Here is a 20,003-nt window from a genome sequence, read left to right as displayed (position 1 = left end):
GTCCAGCATGAACTGCATGGCAAACGCGAACAGGTCCATGGAGACACCGGCAAAGGTGCAATCCCTTGCGCTTGCTGAGCCGCTGCACGAGACGTCGGGCAGAAAGTCTTTTCTCTCGGTGGGCTTTATCTTCAGTTCGCCATGTGCCACCGTGATGACTACCCGCACCATGTCCCGTTCGTCATGCCGGACCTTTAATTTGAAGCGATCCTCCAGTAAGAGGCGGAGCATCTCCTGCTGTTGCGCGAGGCTGGCAATGCCCGGTTCATCCGCTGTTCCGCGGATGTCGAAGTGCTTCGAGGTAAACCAGTCGGGTGATCCAACAACCTGACGGACGGTCACCTTATAGGCAAAGGCGAGCATGTCCTGCATGGTTTCGTTCTCGTAGAAGATCCGCGTTCCTTCGGTATGAAAGCCGCTATTGTGCTTGTCGGGATCGCTCAGCTTGATGGTGGCAACTTCGAACTTCGGATGGAGCTGCGGGTCCATGGGCTTCGGCTCTTGCTGTTGCGCATGGAGCAGTGACCATGGTGAGACTGCCAAAGCAAGAACCAGGGGAGCAAGTAACGGATGCTTCATCGAAAGCCAAAGACCTCGTATGGGAAAACTTTCCAACAGCTACGCGAACGAGCGCGTGGAAGTTCCGTACGAGGTGGCCTTTGGTGGGATTCGCTTTCCCGCAGTATCGAAATGAAGGAAAAAAATGCAGGTCCTTCGACTTCGCTCAGGATGACGAACTTCGTTTGTATGAGCTTTCTGAACGACGCTCTTGTTGGGGATGACTGCTGAAGGCGGAGGAGCCTTCAGCAGTCTCCGGTTCACGCGTTTTTCTGACGTTCCAGTGCGTTCTGCAGCACAATCTCAAGCGCAGGCTTTACGCGGGCGTATTGCTCCTCGGTGATCTTGCCTGTGAGTTTGTCGCTTTCCAGTTGGAACAACTCGTCGCGCAGAACGCTAAGCAGAGTAGCCGGGGCTACGTTGGCGTGCGATGGAATGACGGTTGCCGTGGTGGGGCTGTTCGTCGTGTCTGGAGCGGTTGCTGTTGCAGGCGTGTTCTGCGGACGCGAGAGCAGGAAACCTGCTCCGGCTGCGAGTGCGAGGCCTACGCCGGCGATGATCCACCACTTGTACTTGGAGAGCGGATCGGGAGTGTCGATGGGGTTGCCGAGGCCGCCGCCGGGCTTTTCAGCCGATGCGCCGGTGGGCTGTGCCTGCATGGGGCCTTGCTGTCCACCTGCTGCACCGGGCTGTGCGGGTGAGCCGTCCGTCGTGTCGGTGGGCTTGGGAAGCTGACCGTTGCCGCTGACGGTAAACTCTGCCACGTCGTTTGCACCGAGGTTGCGGGCGACGAAGGTCTGTGCGTCCACCTCGTCCTGAACGGGAGCCCAGGGCGTGCTGCCGCCGTCAAACTTCATCTGCTTCGGCATCATGAGGATGACGTTGTCCGCAGGCATGACCGTGGTAGGCGTGAGCTTGATGCTGCCGGAGTACGGCACGTGGTAGCTAACCTGAAACTGTGTCTGGCCGCCGGGACGGATGGCGAAGTTGAAGCTGTAGTGGTTCCGCTTCGTCAGCGGCATGGGCTGCGACTGGACGGTCATGCCGCCCGGGCCCTGGGCTGCGCCGCCTTCAATCACGGCGCCTTCCGGCAGGGTGAAGTCGAAGGTGGCTTCCGGGGAGAACTGGGTCTTTGGCGGCGCGGATTCGTTCTTCAGGAAGAAGTGCTGGACGATGCGCAGGTTCTTGCCGTCGGTGTCGGTTTGCAGGCGCATGACGTCGGCTTCGAGTTTCACGCCGGGGACTTTGGCGGCGACGCTGTAGACGTCGATGTCGACGGAGGTGGTTCCCGGAGGCGCTGGCTTGAAGTAGTTCGCGCCTTCATGCGTGACGCGGACGAGGTGAATGCCTTCGTCGGGGACGTCGAGGGAGTAGTGGCCCTTGGCGTCAGAGGTGGTGTGCGTGGCTTCCTGCATGCCCTGCGCAAGGCGAATAAGAGTGACGGTATCGCCCGCGGACGGCTTGTTAACAGTGCCGTTGATGATGGTGCCAGTGATGGTGCTGGCCGCGAACGCGGAGAACGGCAGCGCGAGGAGCGCCGCGAGGGCTTTGAGTTGGAAGTGACGCATCGCTTTTTAGTTTAACTGCTGACTATGCTTGGCCGGAGCGTCGACTTTCGTGAGTGCGGTTGCCCAAATGCAGCCACCTCGAAATGGCCCATCATGATCAGCATCAAACTGCGGTTCGTCGAACCACACCCAGTAGACGGTGTGTTCACCGAGCGCACTATGCTCTTGGTGGGTCAATCCATCGGGCCATTCTCCTGAGATCGCGATAACTTCACTTGGAGGAAAGTTAACCGTTCCGAGTGCGCCCTTTGCCCAGAAAAAATCTGGTGAAACAATCACGCGATCATTCGGAGCAAACGAGTTCATCGAAGACGTCTTGGGCATTTGCACGTAATTAAAAAACTTCCTTGGAGCTTAGGTTAGCGAGGACCTCTTTGCGGGTGCGCCAGACGTCGCGCCACTGTTTCTTTTCGGCAAGTGGCAGCTCGTCGGTGTGGAAGGGCGAGTCGGGCTGGGAAGATTCGCCGTAGTAGACGAAGGTCTTGGCGTGGGCGATGCCGGTTTTGTTGAATTCGAGGGCTACGGTGAAGCCATCGCCGTGGATGGGTGTCTTGGTGCCGTTGAGCATGGGTCCCCAGGTGATGACGCGGAAGATGCCGAGATTGCCGGGCCCACCGTTGCCGGGGAGGCTGACGCCATTGAGGGCTGTGCCGCGTGGGGCGGATACGTTGCCGTCGGACTGGCCGTTGATCTCAAACCTGTTCACCTCGCCCCACGGGCGGTCGGGTGCGCCGTAGGTCTTGGCGGTTTCGTCGTAGGCGGCGTCAAGCATCTGGGCGGCGAGTTTGGGGTCCTTTATGCCGCGTGGGGTGGTGAGGGGTTCGTCGACTTTGTAAGGCACGGCGAAGTTCTGCATGGACTTCGCCGTTTGCATGCCGACCGTGGAGCCGACGAATTTCTGTGCCCACACGTAGAAGAGAAATGCGCCGCGGGAGTTGGCTTCGGTGGTGTGGTCCCAGTTCTTGAGGATTTCGGCGGCTTTCTTGGCCTTGGGTGAGCCGTATTGCGCGACGGCGGATTGGAGGTCGTCCATCATGCGGTCGGCCATCTCCATGCGGGTGGAGAACTTCTTTTGCAGCAGCATGTCGAAGGTGAATTTCTTGTCTTCACTGAGCATGCGCAGGGCTCGGTCGGAACGGAAGAGCGGGAAGAAGGATGAGACATAGGCCGGGTACTTTGCGCGGTCGATCATGGTGGGCCATGCGGCGTCCCATGGTGGCTGGTTGGAGTTCTGCACGTAGCCGCTGGCGGGGTCGACCTGTTTGGGCAGTTCGTCGTAGCTGAGGATGCCGTGCGGCATGGTCGCGGAGATGGAGCCGTCGACAGGCTTCGTCCACATGGCCCAGTCGCCGGTGCGTCGCGGGACGTTGGCGTTGAAAAGGTATTCGATGTGGCCGTCGCGGTCCGCATACAGGATGTTGTACATGGGGACTTCGAGACGCTTGAGCTGCGCCTGGTACTCGGCGAGGTTATGCGCGGTGTCCATCTTCCAGTACTGCTCCAAGAAGAAAGGTTTGTCGAGGCCTGCGGCGTAAAGCGCGATGGGGGTGCCGTTTTCACGGCGCACGATGGGGCCGTGGACGGTCTTTTGAACCTGCACGATTTCGGTGGTGAGGCTGCCGTCCTTCTGCTTGATGCGGAAGGGATATTCGGCGGTTTCGTACTTCAGGACTTTGCCGTCGTAGAGGTAGCCGCCGTCCTGTTCCTTGATGGCGAATTGCAGCGCGCCGTTGTTGGTGTTGACGGTGTTTGTGATGGCGACGTAGTCCGAGAAGCAGAAGCGCATGACGGGCAGGCCGATTTGCGATGCGCCGAAGAGATTGATGCCCGGTGCGACGAGTTGCGCTTCAAAGTAGCTCTGCTCACCGGCCATGGCGAGGTGCGGATTCATGAGCAGCATGGCGTTGCCGCTAGCGGTGTGTGATGGAGCGATGGCCCAGCCGTTGGAGCCGTCCTGCATGTCCATGTTGGTGGGTGCGAAGGGCGACTCGAGCGCGGCGGTTTCGGTGGTACGCGATTCCATGAGGCGGCTGCTGGCAACGAATTCGAAGTTGACGAAGTGATGCGTGTGCTGCACAACGTCGAGTGCGGTGATGGGAAGGACTTGTTTGGCTTCGGCGCTGAGTTTGTCGGGGTGCTTGGCGGCGTAGGCGTTGATGCCAGCGGCGAAGGCTTCGAGGTAACCGCGAAACTCCGGTGTCTGTTCTGAGAGCCATAACTGCGAGCGCTTGGGGACTTCATTGAGCCAGACCCAGCGGTCGGTCTTGAGGTTTCTGTCACCGTCGCCGGGGCCGTAGATTTCGCTGGAGCGGCCGCGCGATCCGGCCATGACGTGCATCAGCAGTTCGCCGTGCGCTTCAGTCTGCGCGTAGCCGTAGAGGTAGAACATGTCCCTGGTGGACTTGGCGAAAATGTGCGGAACACCCCACTTGTCCCAGAGAATCTCCGAGCCTTTCTGCGGCTTGTATTTTGGCTGTGCAAGGGCAGGGAGACAGGCGGCCGCGATGAGGGCAGCAGAGAGAATACGGCGGCGCAAGAGCATGATCGGCTCCTCGTGTGTCGCTGAGATGAATGGGTGCTGAGGGGAGAGTAACAGATAGTTTGCGAAACTACTCAGCCGTCATTCCGAGCGTAGCGAAGAATCCCTGCGCATTCGGGATGCCCGCTGCGTTGCAACGTTCTTATGAGAACGCTGGAGAATGTATCGGCAAGCTGTCATATCGTTGGGACTTTTGGCCGCGCTCAGAATGACGGAGGTCATAGGAGGAGCAAAGGTGTCAGGCGCGTTCCAGCAGATCGATTTCCTGCACTACGAGGGCGGCTTCGTCTTCAAGCATGGTGCGCTGGGTGGCGTAGTCCTCTTCGGGATACTTGCCGGCTTTGTACTCGAAGTTAAGGTCACGCAGGTTGGCGAAGATTGATTCGCGGCGTTCGCGGAGGAAGTCCAGACGCGAGGTGGCGCGCTGGACGAAGGGATTTTTCTCTGGCCAGAAGGTGTAGGCGAAGACTCCGACAAAAAGTGCGATGCAGGCGACGTATGCCATGGGATTAGTACTCCGTCTCGCGGCGGATGCGCTCGCGCACTGCGTCGTTTTCCGGCGAGTAGGGGATTGAGGGTGCGCCCGCAACGGCGATCATGTGACGGCCCTTCCAGCGACGAACGAGCCATGCCGTTCCGCCGAGCGCAAGGATGAAGACGACGACAGGCGTGATCCATGCCGCGTTGTCAAAGCCGCCTCGGATGGGCGCTGCGAGGACGGTTGGGCCGTATTTGGCGGTGAACCAGTTGAAGATGCTGGTGTCGCTACCGCCGGTGGCTACCTGCGCGCGAAGCTCCTTGATCATGCGGTCGCTGTCAGGGCAGCCGACATGGTTGCACTCCAGCAGGATTTGTCCGCACGAGCAGACGCACATCATCTTGTGCCCGATGGAGGAGAACTTCTCATCCGTGCTGCCAGCGCCAATGGTGGCGAGAGCGATGGTGAAGACGAAGACCATCTGCAGAACGCGACTGCGTAGTAGTTTGCGCATCAGTCGCCTCCTGCTGCTACCAGTTCACGTGGCTCCGCCGGTGCTGGTTTGTTGCTGAGTTGTGCACGAAGGCCAGGGAGCAACGCGAGTACGGTGCCTACAAAGACGATGGCCACACCGGCCCAGATCCAGCTCACGAGCGGATTCAGGAAGACCTTGATGATGGGGCGATTCGTGTCGTTGTTGCGGCCTTCAAAGATGACATAAAGATCGCGCAGAACCGTTGAATGAATTGCAACGATCGTGGATGTCGTCTGGCTGGCGGTGTAGAAGCGGCGTTCGGGCGTCATCTGACCGATCTTCTTGCCACCGCGATAGACGTCCATGAGAGCGAAGTCGGTGTCGTAGTTTGCGTTGGAATCTTCGGTGTAGCTCTGGCACACGAGTTTGTAGTTGCCGATGGTGAGCGAGTCGCCGAAGCCCATTTCCATCTCGTGCTGCTGGTTGAACGCACCGCCCGCGAGGCCGATGAAGAGGATAACGATGCCGAAGTGGACGATGTAACCACCATAGCGGCGGTTGTTGCGCATCATCAGCGTCCACGCGGCGATGGGCAGGCTCTTACCGGTTTGCGTACGAACGACGTTGGCGCCACGCAGGAACTCGGCAGCGATGGCAACGATCACACCTGCGCCGATGGAGAAGCAGACGAGAGCGTAAAGCTGGCCTTCCAGGTCATCCTTCGACGCCGACCACGGGTGCATACCGGTGGCCATGAGGATGATGGCTGTGCCGAGGACGGCGACGCAGGGAAGGATGAAGTTGCGGCGGATGGAGCGCAGGGAAGTTGCGCGCCATGCGAGAAGTGGGCCAATGCCCGTAAGTGCGAGAAGGAAGAGACCGATTGGAACCGCAACTTTATTGAAGAACGGCGGCCCCATGGTGACTTTTGAGCCCTGCACGTATTCGCTGAGAACGGGGAAGAGCGTTCCGAAGAGAACGGTGAAGCAGGCCACCAGCAGGACGAGATTGTTGAAGAGGAAGCTGCTCTCGCGGCTGACGACGGACTCCAGCTTGTGCTCGGAAGTAAGGTGGCTGCTCTGGCGGAAGAAGACGAAGAGGCAGACCGCGAAGATGATGCAGAGGAAGGTGGTGAACCAGTTGCCGATGCTGCTCTGCGCGAACGCATGGACGCTGCTGACCAGGCCGGAGCGTGTCAGGTCCGTGCCAAGAATTGTCAGCATGAATGTGAGGAAGATCAGCCACACGTTCCACTTCTTCATCATGCCGCGCTTCTCCTGCATCATGACGGAGTGCAGGAAGGCGGTGGCAGTAAGCCAGGGCAGGAAGGATGCGTTTTCGACCGGGTCCCATCCCCAGTAACCGCCCCAACCGAGAACCGCGTAGGCCCAGTGCATACCAAGCGAGATGCCGACGGTGAGGAAGAGCCACGTCACGAGTGTCCAGCGACGGGTGATGCGGATCCACTTTTCGCCGGGATAGCGCATCATGAGCGCGCCCAGCGCGAAGGCGAAGGGAACGGTAAAGCCCACGTAGCCCAGGTACAGCATGGGCGGGTGGATGACCATTTCCACGTATTGCAGGAGTGGGTTCAGGCCGTTGCCGTCTGCGGGGATTGGTCCCTTGGTAAGGGAGAACGGTTCCGCTGCAAAGTTCAGCAGGGCGAGGAAGAAGATCTGCGGCGCTGCGAGAATCGTGGACGCATAAGCAAAGAGGCGGACATCCGTCTTATGGCGCAGGCGCAGGACAAATCCATATCCCGAAAGCAGGAACGACCACAGTAGCAGCGAGCCTTCCTGGCCACTCCAAAGCGCGGAGAACTTGTACATCGGGTTCAGCGCGATGTTGGTGTGTTCGCGGATGTACTCGACGGAGAAGTCGTTGGTGAAGGCTGCCCAAACGAGGGCGAAGGCCGCGCAGAGTACTGCAGCGAAGCTGGCGACACCGGCACGACGAGCGGTTTCGCTAAGGCGCTCGGCCGAGATGCGGAGCTGCATCCCTTTGGCCATGGCAAACAGAGCGAAGCTACCCGCAAGAAATGTATAGGCAGCGAGGCACAGCGCCAGGAGTAGCGCAAAGGTGCCGAAAGTAGGCATGGGATGAGACATGGATATCCAGCGCTTAGCGGCGCAGGTTCATTGTCTCAGGTGCGTGACAGCAGGCGCAAACGTCAGGCAGGCTGGCGCTCCGGTATCCGGCAATTCACCAGCCGGTCAACGGAAGCGAGCAGATTGTCCGGCAGCAAAGGCTTCAGACGGAAGGTGACGTGAAGTCCCTTGTATTCCTCCTCCGCCTCTTCCAGACCACTGATGACCAGGACGGGGATATCTGGATGGAGGGTACGCAGTTCGCGGACAAATTCGGCGCCACTCATGCCCGGCATGATGTGGTCAGTGATGACAAGCTGGATTTCAGCAGGGAAATCGTTGTCACGGAACTGTTGCAGCGCTCGTTGAGGATTCAGGACGGGAATGACGAAGTATCCAGCACGCTTGAGGATTGTTTGTCGCGTAGCGGCCTGGATGGCGTTGTCGTCAATCAGAAGTACAGTTGCTTCCATCGATGTTTCTATTCCTCTGCGGGAGTAATTCCCACGCTGCGAACTGGCTAGCGTATCCGGAGACTTCCACCCTCAGATGCCAATGTTGCCATAACAGCAGCCCCGCAATAGGTTATTTTTACAGGTGCTTTCCTGCATGAAAAGGCAGTCATAACGGAAAACCCGGGTGTTTTTCCAGTAAAACGGGCGGATGCAATGATTTATGCGTCCTGCGAATAAATTGCGCGCGGTGGGAAGAATCTTCGCTGATACCCGCGATCACAGCTTTTGGGAACGGATTGGACATCGTGGGCGCGGGCGAACCCGGCTTTATCCATCTGTACGAAATTATCCCGTAAAGGGAACAGAGAGAGACTGTCTCTCGCTCTTCATGATGCAAGTACCTCTTCCTTGAGATAATGCGGATATGAAGCACCGCGTCATTGAACACTATGAGCTGGTCCGGAAACTTGGGGCTGGCGGAAGTGGCGTGGTCTATCTGGCCAACGACACGCAGCTGCAACGGCCTGTCGTGCTGAAGCTGCTGCAACGCGGCGCGTTGACGGAAGAGCAAATGCGTACGACGTATCTGCGCGAGGCGCGGCTGGCTTCGGCGATTGACCATCCTAATGTCTGCTCTATCTATGACGTGGGCGAATCAGACGACGAAGCCTACATCGTGATGCAGTATGTTCCCGGCAAGCCGCTGGACAAGCTGATTGAGGCGGGACCGGCGTCCGTGGAACTGGTGCTGTCGGTCGGCATCCAGATGGCGGATGGTCTGGCTGCGGCGCATTCGCTGGGCATCTTTCATCGTGATCTGAAGCCGGCGAATGCCATCCTGACTGATGGCGGCCTGGTGAAGATTCTTGATTTTGGCCTGGCTCGCCGCATCAATATGGAAGACGTTGAGTTCGATCCGGCGCGTTCGAACCCGCGGACACCTCCGCCGGATGCGAAATACACCGCGCGAGGCGGCACGCTGGCGTATATGGCTCCAGAGCAGTTTGTTACGGGGCAGTCGTCTGTGCAGAGCGACATCTTCGCGCTGGGCGTGGTGCTGTATGAGTTGCTGACGGGGCGGCATCCATTTCACCGTCCCGATGCTCCGGATTTTCAGAGCATCCGCGCGATTCAGTTTGCGGAACCGCCTTCGATCCGTGAGCTTGCACCGAATACGCCGGTGGAGCTGGAAAGCGCGATCCTGCATTGCCTTGAGAAACAGCCTGCGGAGCGGTTTTCATCCGCCGCAGAGTTGCGCGAGAGCCTGCGCACCATTCTGAAGACGAATGAACTGGATTCGCTGGTGGTTCCCAGTGCCAGCATGCCTGCGTCAAGCGGGCTGGATTTCCGCACGCCGGAAGAAGAAAAACGGTCAACCGGCTTCCTTTCGATGCTGGCAGAGCGGTTCCGTGAGAGCGGCGGCAATGAACAGCAGAACACCATTGTGGTGTTGCCGTTTGTAAACATGGGGCCTGCCAGTTCGGCACCGCTGTACGGGCATGCCCTGGCGGATGCGATCAGCGCACGCCTGGCGCGGATGCAGTCGCTGGTGGTGCGACCGACGAGCGCGTTGATGAACGTTCCGGCACGGCAACTTGACCCTTTGAGCATTGGGCGGAAGCTGGTGGTGCAGTATGTTGTGGCCGGAAGTTTTCTAAAGGGTGAAAGCGGTTTCGATCTCAACTGGCAGATGCTGGATGTTCCAGCGCAGGCGGTGCGCGCCGGTGGTTCGATCAATGTGGAGTCGTTCGACCTGATCGCAGTACAGAACGAGATCAGCACGGAGATTTTTGGCGCCCTGCGCGGCAGTGGAACGGTTCGTATTGGCACTTCGGCGCGGCTCCAGCAGGAACAGCAGCCGCACTCGTTGAACGAAGAGGTTTCTGAAGAGTATCTGCAGGCCCGTGCGGTGTTGAGCACGTTTATGTCGCGCACGGGAGCGCTGGAAGACCTGGAGCGCGCACGCAAGCTGTTTGAAGATGTGACGCAGCGTGATCCTTCTTACGCTGCGGCATGGACCGGCCTCGGTGTGACACATCTGCAATATGCGCGACATGGGCTGGGCGGACAGATGCATCTGCTGGAGACGCGCCGCGCTCTGGATAAGGCTCTTTCGCTAGACCCGGCTTCGGTTGAGGCGAATCTGTATCGCGTGTACATGTTGCTGTCGCGTGGCGAAAAAGAAAGCGCGCGACACGGCATTGCGCATCTATTGCAGACCGCAGGCAACGATTGGAACGTACATCGTGTGGCGGGAATGACTCTGCGCAGCGATGGCCAGTACGCAGAAGCGTTGCGCGAGTTCGGCATTGCGCTGCAACAGAATCCGGCGGATGCCGCAGTGATCTATAACCATCGGGCTCGTGTCTTGCAGTATCAGAATCAGCTTGAGCTGGCTGACGAGGAACTGGAAAAGGGACTTGCGCTGGAGCCAAAGCAACCGCTGCTGCGCATTTCACGCGGCTATCAGTTGATGCGACTGGGACGGCTTTCCGAAGCAATTGATGCCTTGGAAGAAGTGATTGCCGAAGACGCGACCATGCGTATTGTGTTCCCGACGATTGCCATGTGCTACGTGCAACTTGGCGATCGTGCGAAAGCCGCGACGTTCATCGTTGATGAGACGATGGCGGCAGCAGAAGCTGATAGCGAGATGGCGTATCGACTTGCTACGTACTTTGCGGTGGATGGCGAGGCTGGTGAAGCATTGCATTGGCTGCGTCGCGCTGTGTACCTGGGCAATGAAAACTATCCGTGGTTCGCAAAGAATCCGGCGTGGGCCAAGCTGCAGGGAAACAGCGATTTCGAGTTGATCCTGAATGATCTGAAGAAGATCTTCAAACGCAACACGAAGACGTGGAAGCGTCTGCTGGGTCAGTTAACTCGTTAGGAAATATCGCGTCTGATATGGCATAACCTCCATGCGAAGGCGGTTGCTCATGACACGGCAGGGACACAGATCCAGACGAACGTTCCTTTTCAACGGCGCGCTTCTTGCGGGTGTGGGGCTTGTTGCGTCGCGCGGAGCGTGGGGTGCAGATGAGGTCGATCCGCGTGTCGCGGCGATCGTGGCGAAGACGATTGGGATCGACACGCACAATCACATCGATGTGCCGATGACGGCAACAGAGATGCCTGGACCGGACATTGATCTGAAGGGCGAAATGAAGCGGTCAGGGCTGTCCGCCATCTGCGCGACATTTGCGACGGACTATCAGCAGGGTGATGCGTATGAGCGCTTCCTGACTGCGATGAAGGCCATGGACACGCAGTTGGAGCGTAACGGGATCACGCGTTCTCTGACGGGGGCGGATGTGCGTGCGGCCCATGCGAAGGGACAGCCTACGGTGATTCAGGCCGTGGAGGGTGGCCACTTTCTGCAGGGCAAGGTAGAACGTGTTGCCGAAGCATACGGCCGCGGTCTGCGGCACATGGGCTTGCTCCACGACAGCGATGCAACGGTACCGTTAGGAGATGTGTATACCAATCCTCCCCAATATGGCGGGTTGACTGCATTTGGCAGAGCGGTGATCCAGAAGTGCAACCGGCTGGGTATGCTCGTCGATCTGGCGCATGCGAATATGCAGACCACCGAGGCTGCGCTGCGGGTGTCGACGCGACCTGTGGTGGTGTCACATACAGGGCTGGACACGCAGTTGGGAAGCGACCCACGCATGGCGCAGATGATGCGTCCGCGCCTGATCAGTAAGGAACAAGCGAAAACTGTTGCCGGCGCGGGAGGTGCGGTGGGCGTATGGATTCACCTGTCGGACACACCGCTGGATTTTGCAAAGAACGTGCGCGCGTTAGTGGATGTGATTGGCGTGGAGCATGTGTGCATTGGCACTGACACGAAATTGACAGAACCGACTCCACGACGCATGGGGCCGCCTCCTGGCGGAGGACCTGATCGAGGACCGGGCGGAGGTTCTGCTGGAAACGGGCCACACCCTCCGGAAGGATCTCGTCCGGGGCAGCAGCGTCCACGCGTTGGGGAACGCACGAATGAGGCCTGGGCGGATGAGAAGTCTGGCTTCTACTACGCGGTAGTGGATGCCATGTTGAAGACGGGCTTCACGTCGGATGAGATTGCCAAGATTGGCGGAGGTAATTACCTGCGCATCTTTGAAGCTGCTACTCGCTGATTATCGCGAGTAGCGCCTGCCAAAGCCGAGCCACAGAACCAAGACGCTGAATTGAGCGAGCAGTACCAGTTGAAAGATCATCCATGTGGAGGACGTTCGGGTGGCAGGCGTGATGGCCAGCATAAGCACCAGAAGCAAACCGAGTGCGCCAAAGATGGCCTTGCGACCATAATCAGTTGCAGTGAGAACGGCGTTTGCAAAACGTGTGCGGGGCTTCGCAGATTGTGGGATCCGCCCCATGACGCGCGCTGCGAAATCCTGCGGTGCGACGATCTGCGGCGGTGTTTCCAGCGCTCTGAGGAGTGTGGCGTTGAACTCGTCCTGCGGGTCTTGCGTTTCTTTCGTCATCGCCATCCTCCTTTCCGTTCCAGTGCTGTTCTTAGCTTATTCCTGCCGCGGTGCAAATGCGTTCGGACTGTGCCGATGGGGAGTCTGAGTGATTCCGCTATTTGCTGGTAACTTCGCTCCTCCTGATGGTAGAGCACGAGGATGGAGCGCTCGACGGCGCTGAGTTTCCCCATCTCTTCTTCGACACGCAGTTGCAGTTCGCGCGTTGCCAGTTCCTGCTCAGCGTTTGGTGATGGATGATGCAAGCGATCTTCCCACCCACTGGTCTCGTCGGAGATAGAGGTCTGACGCTGATCGATGCGTTTGCGCCGTTTCCATTCATCCTGCGCCACGTTGACGATGATGCGATGCAGGTACGTGGTGAGAAGCGCTTCGCCGCGGAAGGATGGCAGCGCACGATAGAGACGAAGGAATACATCCTGCGCCAGATCGTCCACGTTTTCTCGAGTCCCGGTGAGGCGGACGAGCATACGAAACACCATGTCCTGATGTTGTGTAACCACCTGCTCGAAGCTGGCTTGATCGTTCAAGAGAGGGTAAGACCGTGGCGGATAGCAAAAGTTTCAGAAAAGATTTTTGAAACTCAGGGGACGCGCTTCAGTCTAACGCCGGCGAAAAGGAGAAACACCCCATGAATGCTTTCGATAGTCCGTTCGTTATTCCGGTCGCTGGTTGTGTAATGATTCTGGGTCTCGGCGTCGCCGGTATTTATTCGGAGATTCGCAACAAGGAACTGAGGTCGCAGGAGCGCATCGCCATGTTGCAGCGCGGTGTGCCGCTTGCGGACATTGAGCGCATGATGGTCCAAAGCGCGGAAGAAGAGAAGAAGGTGCGAGATCCGTTGCGCAGCCTCGCCAATGCTCGTCGTACCGCGATCGTGCTGCTCTCAGTAGGCCTTGGCCTTGTGGCGTTTGGCCTGATGTTGGAATGGATTCTTCAGATCCGCGAGACACTCGTGGTTTCGGGCGTGGGCGTAATCAATCTATGCATTGGCTTAGGCTTCCTTGTTGACTACAACATGCAAAAGCGCGAACTCTCGCGCTTTGGCATGGAAGTGGACTCGGAAGCCTCGCTGTAAGGGCTAGTGAGCGGAATCTGGCTCGGGGTTGATCAGCCCGAGCATCAATCGAACAAGCTGCGCTTTTCGGTTGGTACCTGTCTTGGCAAGAATCTGCTTGATGTTGAATCGGACAGACTCCAAGGTGTTCCCAACTGTATGCGAAATTTCCCGAGTCTCTAATCCCTGCAATAGAAGATCTGCGATGCGCGCTTCCGTCGGGGTCAACTTATAAAGGGCTTTCAGAATCGCCGCGCGCGACCGTGGGGCAACGTTTGGATCTGAGAGACGGACGAGCGCCGTTGCCTGTGGTTCATTTAGTAGCGTCCCCGGACAGAACGGTGTTATTAGCAACTGCAACGGACCCCGTGGTGGTGTTCGTGAGACTAATAGTGTGCCTCCCGAGCCGGAGGTCCAACTGGTAATGCATTGCTGACCCGCTGCCTGTGCAGATTGACGATTGAGATAGCCTGTTCCTCCGTTTGCACCAGTCTGGGTTGCCGTTGCGATCAGGGCCTCCAATACGGCCTGTTCCGAAGGATTCGCAACACGTAGACGTCCCTTCTCCAGCCATACGCCGTCATGTTTACAAAGAATCTTTTCTGCATCCTCAGTGGTATTCAGAACCGTTCCGTCCTGCCTCATCAGGCAAATGGCGATGGGCGCATCGCCTTGAGCGGCATGGGAGAGAATGGCATTAGAAACCTGCATCTCCTGAAGCGTTCGATTCAAGTGAAATGCCTGACGCAGGTGTGGCGCGAGCGCATGCAGAAAGCGCAGATCATCCTCAGAAAAATACTCCGCACCATCCGCGCGTACCAGGCTCACGGAAGAGTGAGGTCCTGATTCTGCAGACAACCGGGCCCACATCATGGGACCGATATCGAATGGCTTTTGATATTCCGCGTACACCTCGGTGCGTTGTAGTTCTGCATGAGAAATCAGAGTTTGACTTACGCCACATTCCGCGCCAGCGAAGCGTTCCAGCGATCGCTGTAGATATACATCCTTCTTCCAGATGCCTTGCCGATACAAACTTATCGCTTCCGGTGGATAGCCGCAGGTGGCGAGGAGGTTAGCAGTATGAATCTGAAAGGTACCCTGCGAACGATATTCGTGTTCGCGCAACACCGCACCCTTTGCATGTACGGTGTGCATCAGGTCTTCCATAAAGGCCTGCATGCGTTGCGGAGTGGAAACGCCTTCGTAGAGCAACAAAAGAAGCCGCGAAAGGTCGCGGTATTCCATCGTGACACCTCGACTCTAAGGGTTACCGCGCTGAGAGAGGAGCAAGTCCGGGCAAGTGAGGCATTTCCCACATGGGAGTCTTCACCGTACTTCAGGAATGACGACTAGGGAATGGTCGAACGATAGCATGGAATGTTGATATAGCAATGTGAAAATGCCGAAGCGATATCTATATCGCTTCGGCATAAGGCTGTAATGAATCACATATCAGTTGGTTGGGACGAACGCCTTTTCTGATACTCCGGGTGTCGGCACAGGTGATGCGGAAGCCGTTGCCGCCATGGGTGCCGACGGTGCGGGCTGAACCGGAGCCGATGCGAAGCTCATGCGACTAAGATCCATGGGCTCTGTCAGGCTGAGAACCACCTGCGTGCCTTCCGGCAGATGTGCCTGGCGATCCTGCTTCAGCCATACCGCTGTACCAAGACCTGCACCTACGCCAGCTCCAATCAATGCGCCTGCAGGACCGCCGATGACGCCGCCTGCTGCTGCGGCGCCTCCCGTGGTGAGGGACATGGCTGCAAGTGTTCCGCCTACGTGATCCTTGCGCAGGATGTTGCCTTCATCATCAATGCGCGTGTTCGCAAACTGATCCGTGTCGACGACCTGCGCATGCAGGGGAAGACGCGTACCATCCGGAAGCACAACGGTGTCCATCTGAAGATGAATCAGAGCCGTGCCGCGGATACGCTTGCCGCCGCGCACCTGGGTGACTCGGCCTTCTACGATGGAACCCTGCGGAATGACGACGCGACCTTCGTTCTGGATGTTCTCAGTCAGCTCTCCGCGGAAGGGCGTGTTGGGCTGGGTGGACGCGGTATCAATCGCGCTGTCCAGCGTGACGTGAAGCGAGGTTCCGGCGGGAAGCTCGTTCGGATGGCGCGGCACTTCAGTCACAATGCCCGCATCGGGATCCGGCTGCGGCACACGCGCGCGCAGCACAGGTGTGCCGCCGTAGGGCTTGTATTCACCGTATGTTTCAGTGGCAGAGGGTTTGGCCTGCGGCGTGGCTTCTACCGGTGCGGTCGCGGCGATAGGAGCCGGCTGCGCAACCTGAGGAATGTCCTGCACGTTTTCCGGCGGGTTGGACACACCAGACTGTTGTGCAAACGCATTGCCCGCAAGCACTGCGGCAAAAGCAAGGGCGATGGGCATCTTCATCGGGATACGACTCCTCGTTGGTTCTTCTTCAAACTCTGCAGCCACGCAAATTCAAGGCTAGAAGAGTAGACGCGGTTTCGGTGCATTCATCTTGCGGGCTGAATCCAGAGGGTAAACGCGGAGTTTCAGGGAGATACGTACACGAAAGTTAGCGCTGTCCTTTGCTAAAATGACCCGGTAGCGTAGGCTTGGTTGCGCTTTGCGCAGGCCTTTTCGCTTCAACGAAATTTCTTTTCTTTTTAGAAACCATGGCAGAACTGCTGGAGACGATTCTCGGGACGGGCGGAAGCAGCATCGCCGTCGATCGCCGTCCTAAGCTGAATGAACGGCTGCAACATCGCATCCTCGTGCCCCAAGGGGCCGAAGGGAAAGGCAACATGACTGAAATCATTGCAATTAAGGCGCGGGAGATTCTGGACAGCCGCGGCAATCCGACCGTAGAAGCCGACGTGATCCTCTCGGGCGGAGCCATTGGCCGCGCTGCGGTTCCCAGCGGCGCCAGCACCGGCGAGCACGAGGCCGTAGAGCTTCGTGACGGCGATAAGGAAGTCTATCTGGGCAAGGGCGTTATGCAGGCCGTGGAGAATGTCGAGAGCGCCATTGCTCCTGAGCTGGCAGGTATCGACGCGACGAATCAGCGCCTGATTGACGCCACCATGCTGCAACTCGACGGCACGCCTAACAAGGGCAACCTGGGCGCGAATGCGATTCTGGCTGTTTCCATGGCGACCGCACGCGCTGCTGCAAATGCGCTGAAGCTGCCGCTGTACCGCTACCTGGGCGGCGTGAATGCCTGCCTGCTGCCCACGCCGATGATGAACATCATCAACGGTGGCGCACATGCCGACAACAACGTGGACTTCCAGGAGTTCATGATTATGCCGGTGGGCGCGGAGAGCTTCTCCGATGCGCTGCGCTGGGGCGCTGAGGTGTTCCATACGCTGAAGGGCGTGCTGAAGAAGAAGGGCTACAACACCGCGGTGGGCGACGAAGGCGGTTTCGCGCCGTCGCTGAAGTCCAACGTGGAAGCGATTGATGTAATCCTGGAGTCTATCTCGCAGGCTGGCTTTGAAGCGGGCGAAGATATCGTTCTGGCTCTCGACCCTGCTTCGAGCGAGTTCTACAACAAGGAAGCGGGCAAGTACATCTTCAAGAAGTCTGACAAGACCGAGAAGACGTCGGCAGAAATGGCTGCGTTCTGGGCTGACTGGGTTCGCCAGTATCCCATCGTTTCCATTGAAGACGGTCTTGCGGAAGATGACTGGGATGGATGGAAGATTCTCACCGACGAGATTGGTGACCGTTGCCAGCTTGTGGGCGATGACTTGTTCGTGACCAACACGAAGCGTCTGCGCGAGGGCATTGAGAAGGGCGTTGGCAACTCGATCCTGATCAAGGTGAACCAGATCGGAACGATTACGGAAACGCTGGAATCCATTGAACTGGCGCGCCGTTATGGCTACACGTCGATCATTTCGCACCGCTCAGGCGAGACGGAAGATACGTTCATTGCTGACCTTGCTGTGGGTACGGGTGCAGGCCAGATCAAGACCGGCTCGCTGTCGCGTACGGACCGCATCGCCAAGTACAACCAGCTTCTGCGCATTGAAGAAGAACTGGGCCAGGGCGCCGAATACCTGGGCATTGAAACCATTAACTGCGAGTAGTTAAGAAAACGAACCATAGAAAGAGGGAGTGGCCAACTGCCACTCCCTCTTTGCAGGAAGCAAGGAATAGAGGAGCAAATATGTCCCGCCGCAAACCACTTGTACTCACCATTCTTGACGGCTGGGGCATTCGCGCCGAAACGCATGGCAATGCGATTGCCATGGCGCGCAAGCCCACCTATGACATGTTGCTGCGTGAGTATCCGAACACCATCATTCGCGCCAGTGATCATTATGTTGGTTTGCCGGATGGGCAGATGGGAAACAGTGAAGTGGGCCATCTGAACCTGGGTGCGGGACGCGTGGTGCGCATGGATATTGTGCGTATCGATTCGCTGATTGAGTCGGGTGAGTTCTTTGAGCTGCCGCTGTTGGTGAACGGGATCAAGGCTGCGATGGAGCGTGGTCGCGCTGTTCACTTTCTTGGTTTGCTGAGCGATGGCGGCGTGCATTCGCATCAGCGCCATCTGTATGCGTTGCTGAAGTTGTGTGCGAAGCTTGGTGCGAAGGATGTGTTTGTCCATGCGTTTCTGGATGGTCGCGACACCATGCCGACTTCCGGCGCGGGTTATATCGATGCGTTGCAGCAGCAGATTCGCGAAATTGGTGTGGGTAAGCTGGCATCGTGCAGCGGCCGCTACTACGCGATGGACCGCGACCTGAAGTGGGATCGCGAGGCCAAGGCGTTCGATGCCATGGTGAAGGGCAATGCCGAGGGTGGTACGGCGACCGATGCCGCTGCAAAGATTCGCGAAAACTACAACAACGGTGTGACCGATGAGTTCACCATTCCGTTTGTTTGCGTGGATGGTGCAGGTAAGCCGATTGGCACTGTTGGCGACGACGATCTCTGCATATGCTTCAACTATCGCAGCGACCGTGTGCGCCAGATTACGCGCGTGTTGGCGCGCAATGTTGAGGGTGGTCTGACGAAGTCGAATGCGCTGGATCTGCCCAAGGCCGATGAGCTTGATCTGGAAATTCCGCGTGTGTCGGCACCGAAGAACATTCGTTACATCACCATGACGCAGTACGATCCGAAGTTTACGCTGCCCATGGTGATTCTGCCGGAGAGCATGGACAACCTGCTGGCCAACGTGATGGCCAACAACGAACTGCGTAACCTGCGCGTGGCGGAGACGGAGAAGTACGCGCACGTGACGTACTTCTTCAACGGTGGCATTGAGAAGCCGTTTGCGGGTGAAGAACGCGAGGTAGTGCAGTCGCAGAAGGTGGCGACATACGATCTGGCACCAGAGATGAGTGCGCGTGGTATCTGCGATGTGGTTTTGAAGGCAATTGATGACACCGCGTTTGATGTGGTCGTCGTCAACTTCGCAAACGCAGACATGGTGGGCCACAGCGGCAAGATGGAGCCGACGATCAAGGGCGTTGAAACAGTCGATGCGTGCCTGGGCGAGATTTATGCATCGCTGAAACGCAATGGTGGTTCGTGGCTCATCACTGCAGATCATGGCAATGCGGAGATGTTGATTGATCCCGTGACGGGTGGACCACACACGGCGCACACAACGAATCCGGTGCCGTTGATTGCTGTAACGGAAGCAGGGAAGTCGTTCTCGTTGCGCGAGGGCGGTTCACTGCGCGACATCTCTCCGACGATGCTCGGCATGCTGGGAATGCAGTTGCCGAAGGAGATGACCGGCGGCGACCTGCGTGTGTTTCCGAAGCTATAATTCAGCAATCGAAAGAGAAGAGGCCGGATGCGTTTGCATCCGGCCCCTCTTGTTTGAACTGTTTGTGAGCTTAACGAACGACCTGCTGGAAGAGCGGAGAGCTTAACAGCTCAGAGAACTGCGAGTCGTTTGCAGCATAGGAAACCTGCAGCGTACCCGAGTTGGAGTCGATGTTGGTTTCCTTCATCGCTGCCTTTTCCAACTGAGAGCCCTGCGACTGCTTCATCAGAGCCATGCCCTTCATCAGGGTGGCGGCAGTCGCAGCGGTCATGGTGTCGCTCATCACAACGGCCATGTCGAACTTGATGCCGTTCGCAAAGTCCATGGTGTAGCGTGAGCTCTTCATGCGGTTCTTCACCGTGTCGTAGTCGGTGAGGGAAGCAGCATCGCCCAGAACGCTGCGCATCATGGTCTGTGTGCCCTTCTGATCGAGCAGGCTCCAGATAGCACGCTGATCCACGATGTTCATCTCGCCCATCATGTCAGTGTTTTCCAGGATGTTGGAAGCGAGACCATCACG

General features: G+C 57.9%; 17 protein-coding genes and 1 pseudogene. 5 read left to right on the top strand and 13 right to left on the bottom strand.

The window, feature by feature from the left end; genetic code table 11:
- The 8 genes from JAO32_RS18985 to JAO32_RS18950 all read right to left on the bottom strand — a co-directional run.
- The coding region (locus tag JAO32_RS18985) for a TIGR03435 family protein (protein WP_334243333.1) at nt 1-489 on the bottom strand (489 nt) is incomplete at its 3' end.
- 329 nt (nt 490-818) lie between these two features.
- Complete coding sequence (locus JAO32_RS18980; RefSeq protein ID WP_334243330.1) at nt 819-2,126, bottom strand: carboxypeptidase-like regulatory domain-containing protein; 1,308 nt, start codon at nt 2,124-2,126, stop codon at nt 819-821.
- A 6-nt stretch (nt 2,127-2,132) separates the two neighbouring features.
- Nucleotides 2,133-2,432: a hypothetical protein gene (locus tag JAO32_RS18975; protein ID WP_334243328.1), complete on the bottom strand. Its 300-nt coding sequence runs from the start codon at nt 2,430-2,432 to the stop codon at nt 2,133-2,135.
- Between the two features lie 28 nt (nt 2,433-2,460).
- Nucleotides 2,461-4,668, bottom strand: coding sequence for a penicillin acylase family protein (locus JAO32_RS18970; RefSeq protein ID WP_334243326.1), 2,208 nt, complete (start codon nt 4,666-4,668; stop codon nt 2,461-2,463).
- A gap of 235 nt (nt 4,669-4,903) precedes the next feature.
- Nucleotides 4,904-5,170 carry a hypothetical protein gene (locus tag JAO32_RS18965; RefSeq protein ID WP_334243324.1) on the bottom strand — a complete coding sequence of 89 codons (267 nt, stop codon included), beginning with the start codon at nt 5,168-5,170 and terminating at the stop codon, nt 4,904-4,906.
- Between the two features lie 4 nt (nt 5,171-5,174).
- Nucleotides 5,175-5,657, bottom strand: coding sequence for a cytochrome c-type biogenesis protein CcmH (locus JAO32_RS18960; protein WP_334243322.1), 483 nt, complete (start codon nt 5,655-5,657; stop codon nt 5,175-5,177).
- The gene (locus tag JAO32_RS18955; RefSeq protein WP_334243320.1) at nt 5,657-7,726 is read right to left on the bottom strand and encodes a heme lyase CcmF/NrfE family subunit; all 2,070 of its coding nucleotides are present in this window, start codon (nt 7,724-7,726) and stop codon (nt 5,657-5,659) included. Before JAO32_RS18955 ends, JAO32_RS18960 begins: the two co-directional genes overlap by 1 nt.
- Before the next feature lie 62 nt (nt 7,727-7,788).
- Complete coding sequence (locus JAO32_RS18950) at nt 7,789-8,178, bottom strand: response regulator (RefSeq protein ID WP_334243318.1); 390 nt, start codon at nt 8,176-8,178, stop codon at nt 7,789-7,791.
- A 406-nt stretch (nt 8,179-8,584) separates the two neighbouring features.
- On the opposite strand from JAO32_RS18950, the gene JAO32_RS18945 reads away from it, so the two are divergent.
- Nucleotides 8,585-11,050, top strand: a complete 2,466-nt coding sequence (locus tag JAO32_RS18945) for a protein kinase domain-containing protein (RefSeq protein ID WP_334243316.1) — start codon at nt 8,585-8,587, stop codon at nt 11,048-11,050.
- A gap of 49 nt (nt 11,051-11,099) precedes the next feature.
- Entirely contained in the window at nt 11,100-12,305 is a 1,206-nt protein-coding gene (locus JAO32_RS18940) for a dipeptidase (protein WP_334243313.1), read from the top strand.
- Here the strand turns inward: JAO32_RS18940 and JAO32_RS18935 are convergent, their stop codons facing one another.
- The gene (locus JAO32_RS18935) at nt 12,306-12,653 is read right to left on the bottom strand and encodes a hypothetical protein (protein WP_334243311.1); all 348 of its coding nucleotides are present in this window, start codon (nt 12,651-12,653) and stop codon (nt 12,306-12,308) included. It abuts the gene before it with no gap.
- Entirely contained in the window at nt 12,650-13,183 is a 534-nt protein-coding gene (locus JAO32_RS18930) for an RNA polymerase sigma factor (protein WP_334243309.1), read from the bottom strand. Before JAO32_RS18930 ends, JAO32_RS18935 begins: the two co-directional genes overlap by 4 nt.
- A gap of 101 nt (nt 13,184-13,284) precedes the next feature.
- Here JAO32_RS18930 and JAO32_RS18925 point away from each other — a divergent pair, with 101 nt between their 5' ends.
- On the top strand, nt 13,285-13,731 hold the full coding sequence (locus tag JAO32_RS18925) for a DUF6249 domain-containing protein (protein ID WP_334243307.1): 447 nt from the start codon (nt 13,285-13,287) through the stop codon (nt 13,729-13,731).
- A 3-nt stretch (nt 13,732-13,734) separates the two neighbouring features.
- Here the strand turns inward: JAO32_RS18925 and JAO32_RS18920 are convergent, their stop codons facing one another.
- Together JAO32_RS18920 and JAO32_RS18915 are read right to left on the bottom strand one after the other, a co-directional pair.
- On the bottom strand, nt 13,735-14,958 hold the full coding sequence (locus JAO32_RS18920) for a helix-turn-helix transcriptional regulator (protein ID WP_334243305.1): 1,224 nt from the start codon (nt 14,956-14,958) through the stop codon (nt 13,735-13,737).
- 207 nt (nt 14,959-15,165) lie between these two features.
- Nucleotides 15,166-16,119, bottom strand: coding sequence for a hypothetical protein (locus tag JAO32_RS18915; RefSeq protein ID WP_334243303.1), 954 nt, complete (start codon nt 16,117-16,119; stop codon nt 15,166-15,168).
- 377 nt (nt 16,120-16,496) lie between these two features.
- Between JAO32_RS18915 and eno the strand changes: the two genes are divergently transcribed.
- Together eno and gpmI are read left to right on the top strand one after the other, a co-directional pair.
- The gene (gene eno / locus JAO32_RS18910; protein ID WP_334243335.1) at nt 16,497-17,786 is read left to right on the top strand and encodes a phosphopyruvate hydratase; all 1,290 of its coding nucleotides are present in this window, start codon (nt 16,497-16,499) and stop codon (nt 17,784-17,786) included.
- Nucleotides 17,787-17,866: 80 nt separating this feature from the next.
- Nucleotides 17,867-19,483, top strand: coding sequence for a 2,3-bisphosphoglycerate-independent phosphoglycerate mutase (gpmI, locus tag JAO32_RS18905; protein ID WP_334243302.1), 1,617 nt, complete (start codon nt 17,867-17,869; stop codon nt 19,481-19,483).
- A gap of 70 nt (nt 19,484-19,553) precedes the next feature.
- Here the strand turns inward: gpmI and JAO32_RS18900 are convergent.
- Nucleotides 19,554-20,003, bottom strand: a pseudogene (locus JAO32_RS18900) (hypothetical protein); the annotation flags it as partial.

The sequence above is a fragment of the Terriglobus sp. ADX1 genome, from assembly GCF_036877645.1.
In the GTDB taxonomy this organism is placed as follows: Bacteria; Acidobacteriota; Terriglobia; order Terriglobales; family Acidobacteriaceae; genus Terriglobus.
Note: the sequence above shows the minus strand (reverse complement) of the source record. Positions and strands in the feature narration are given on the sequence as shown.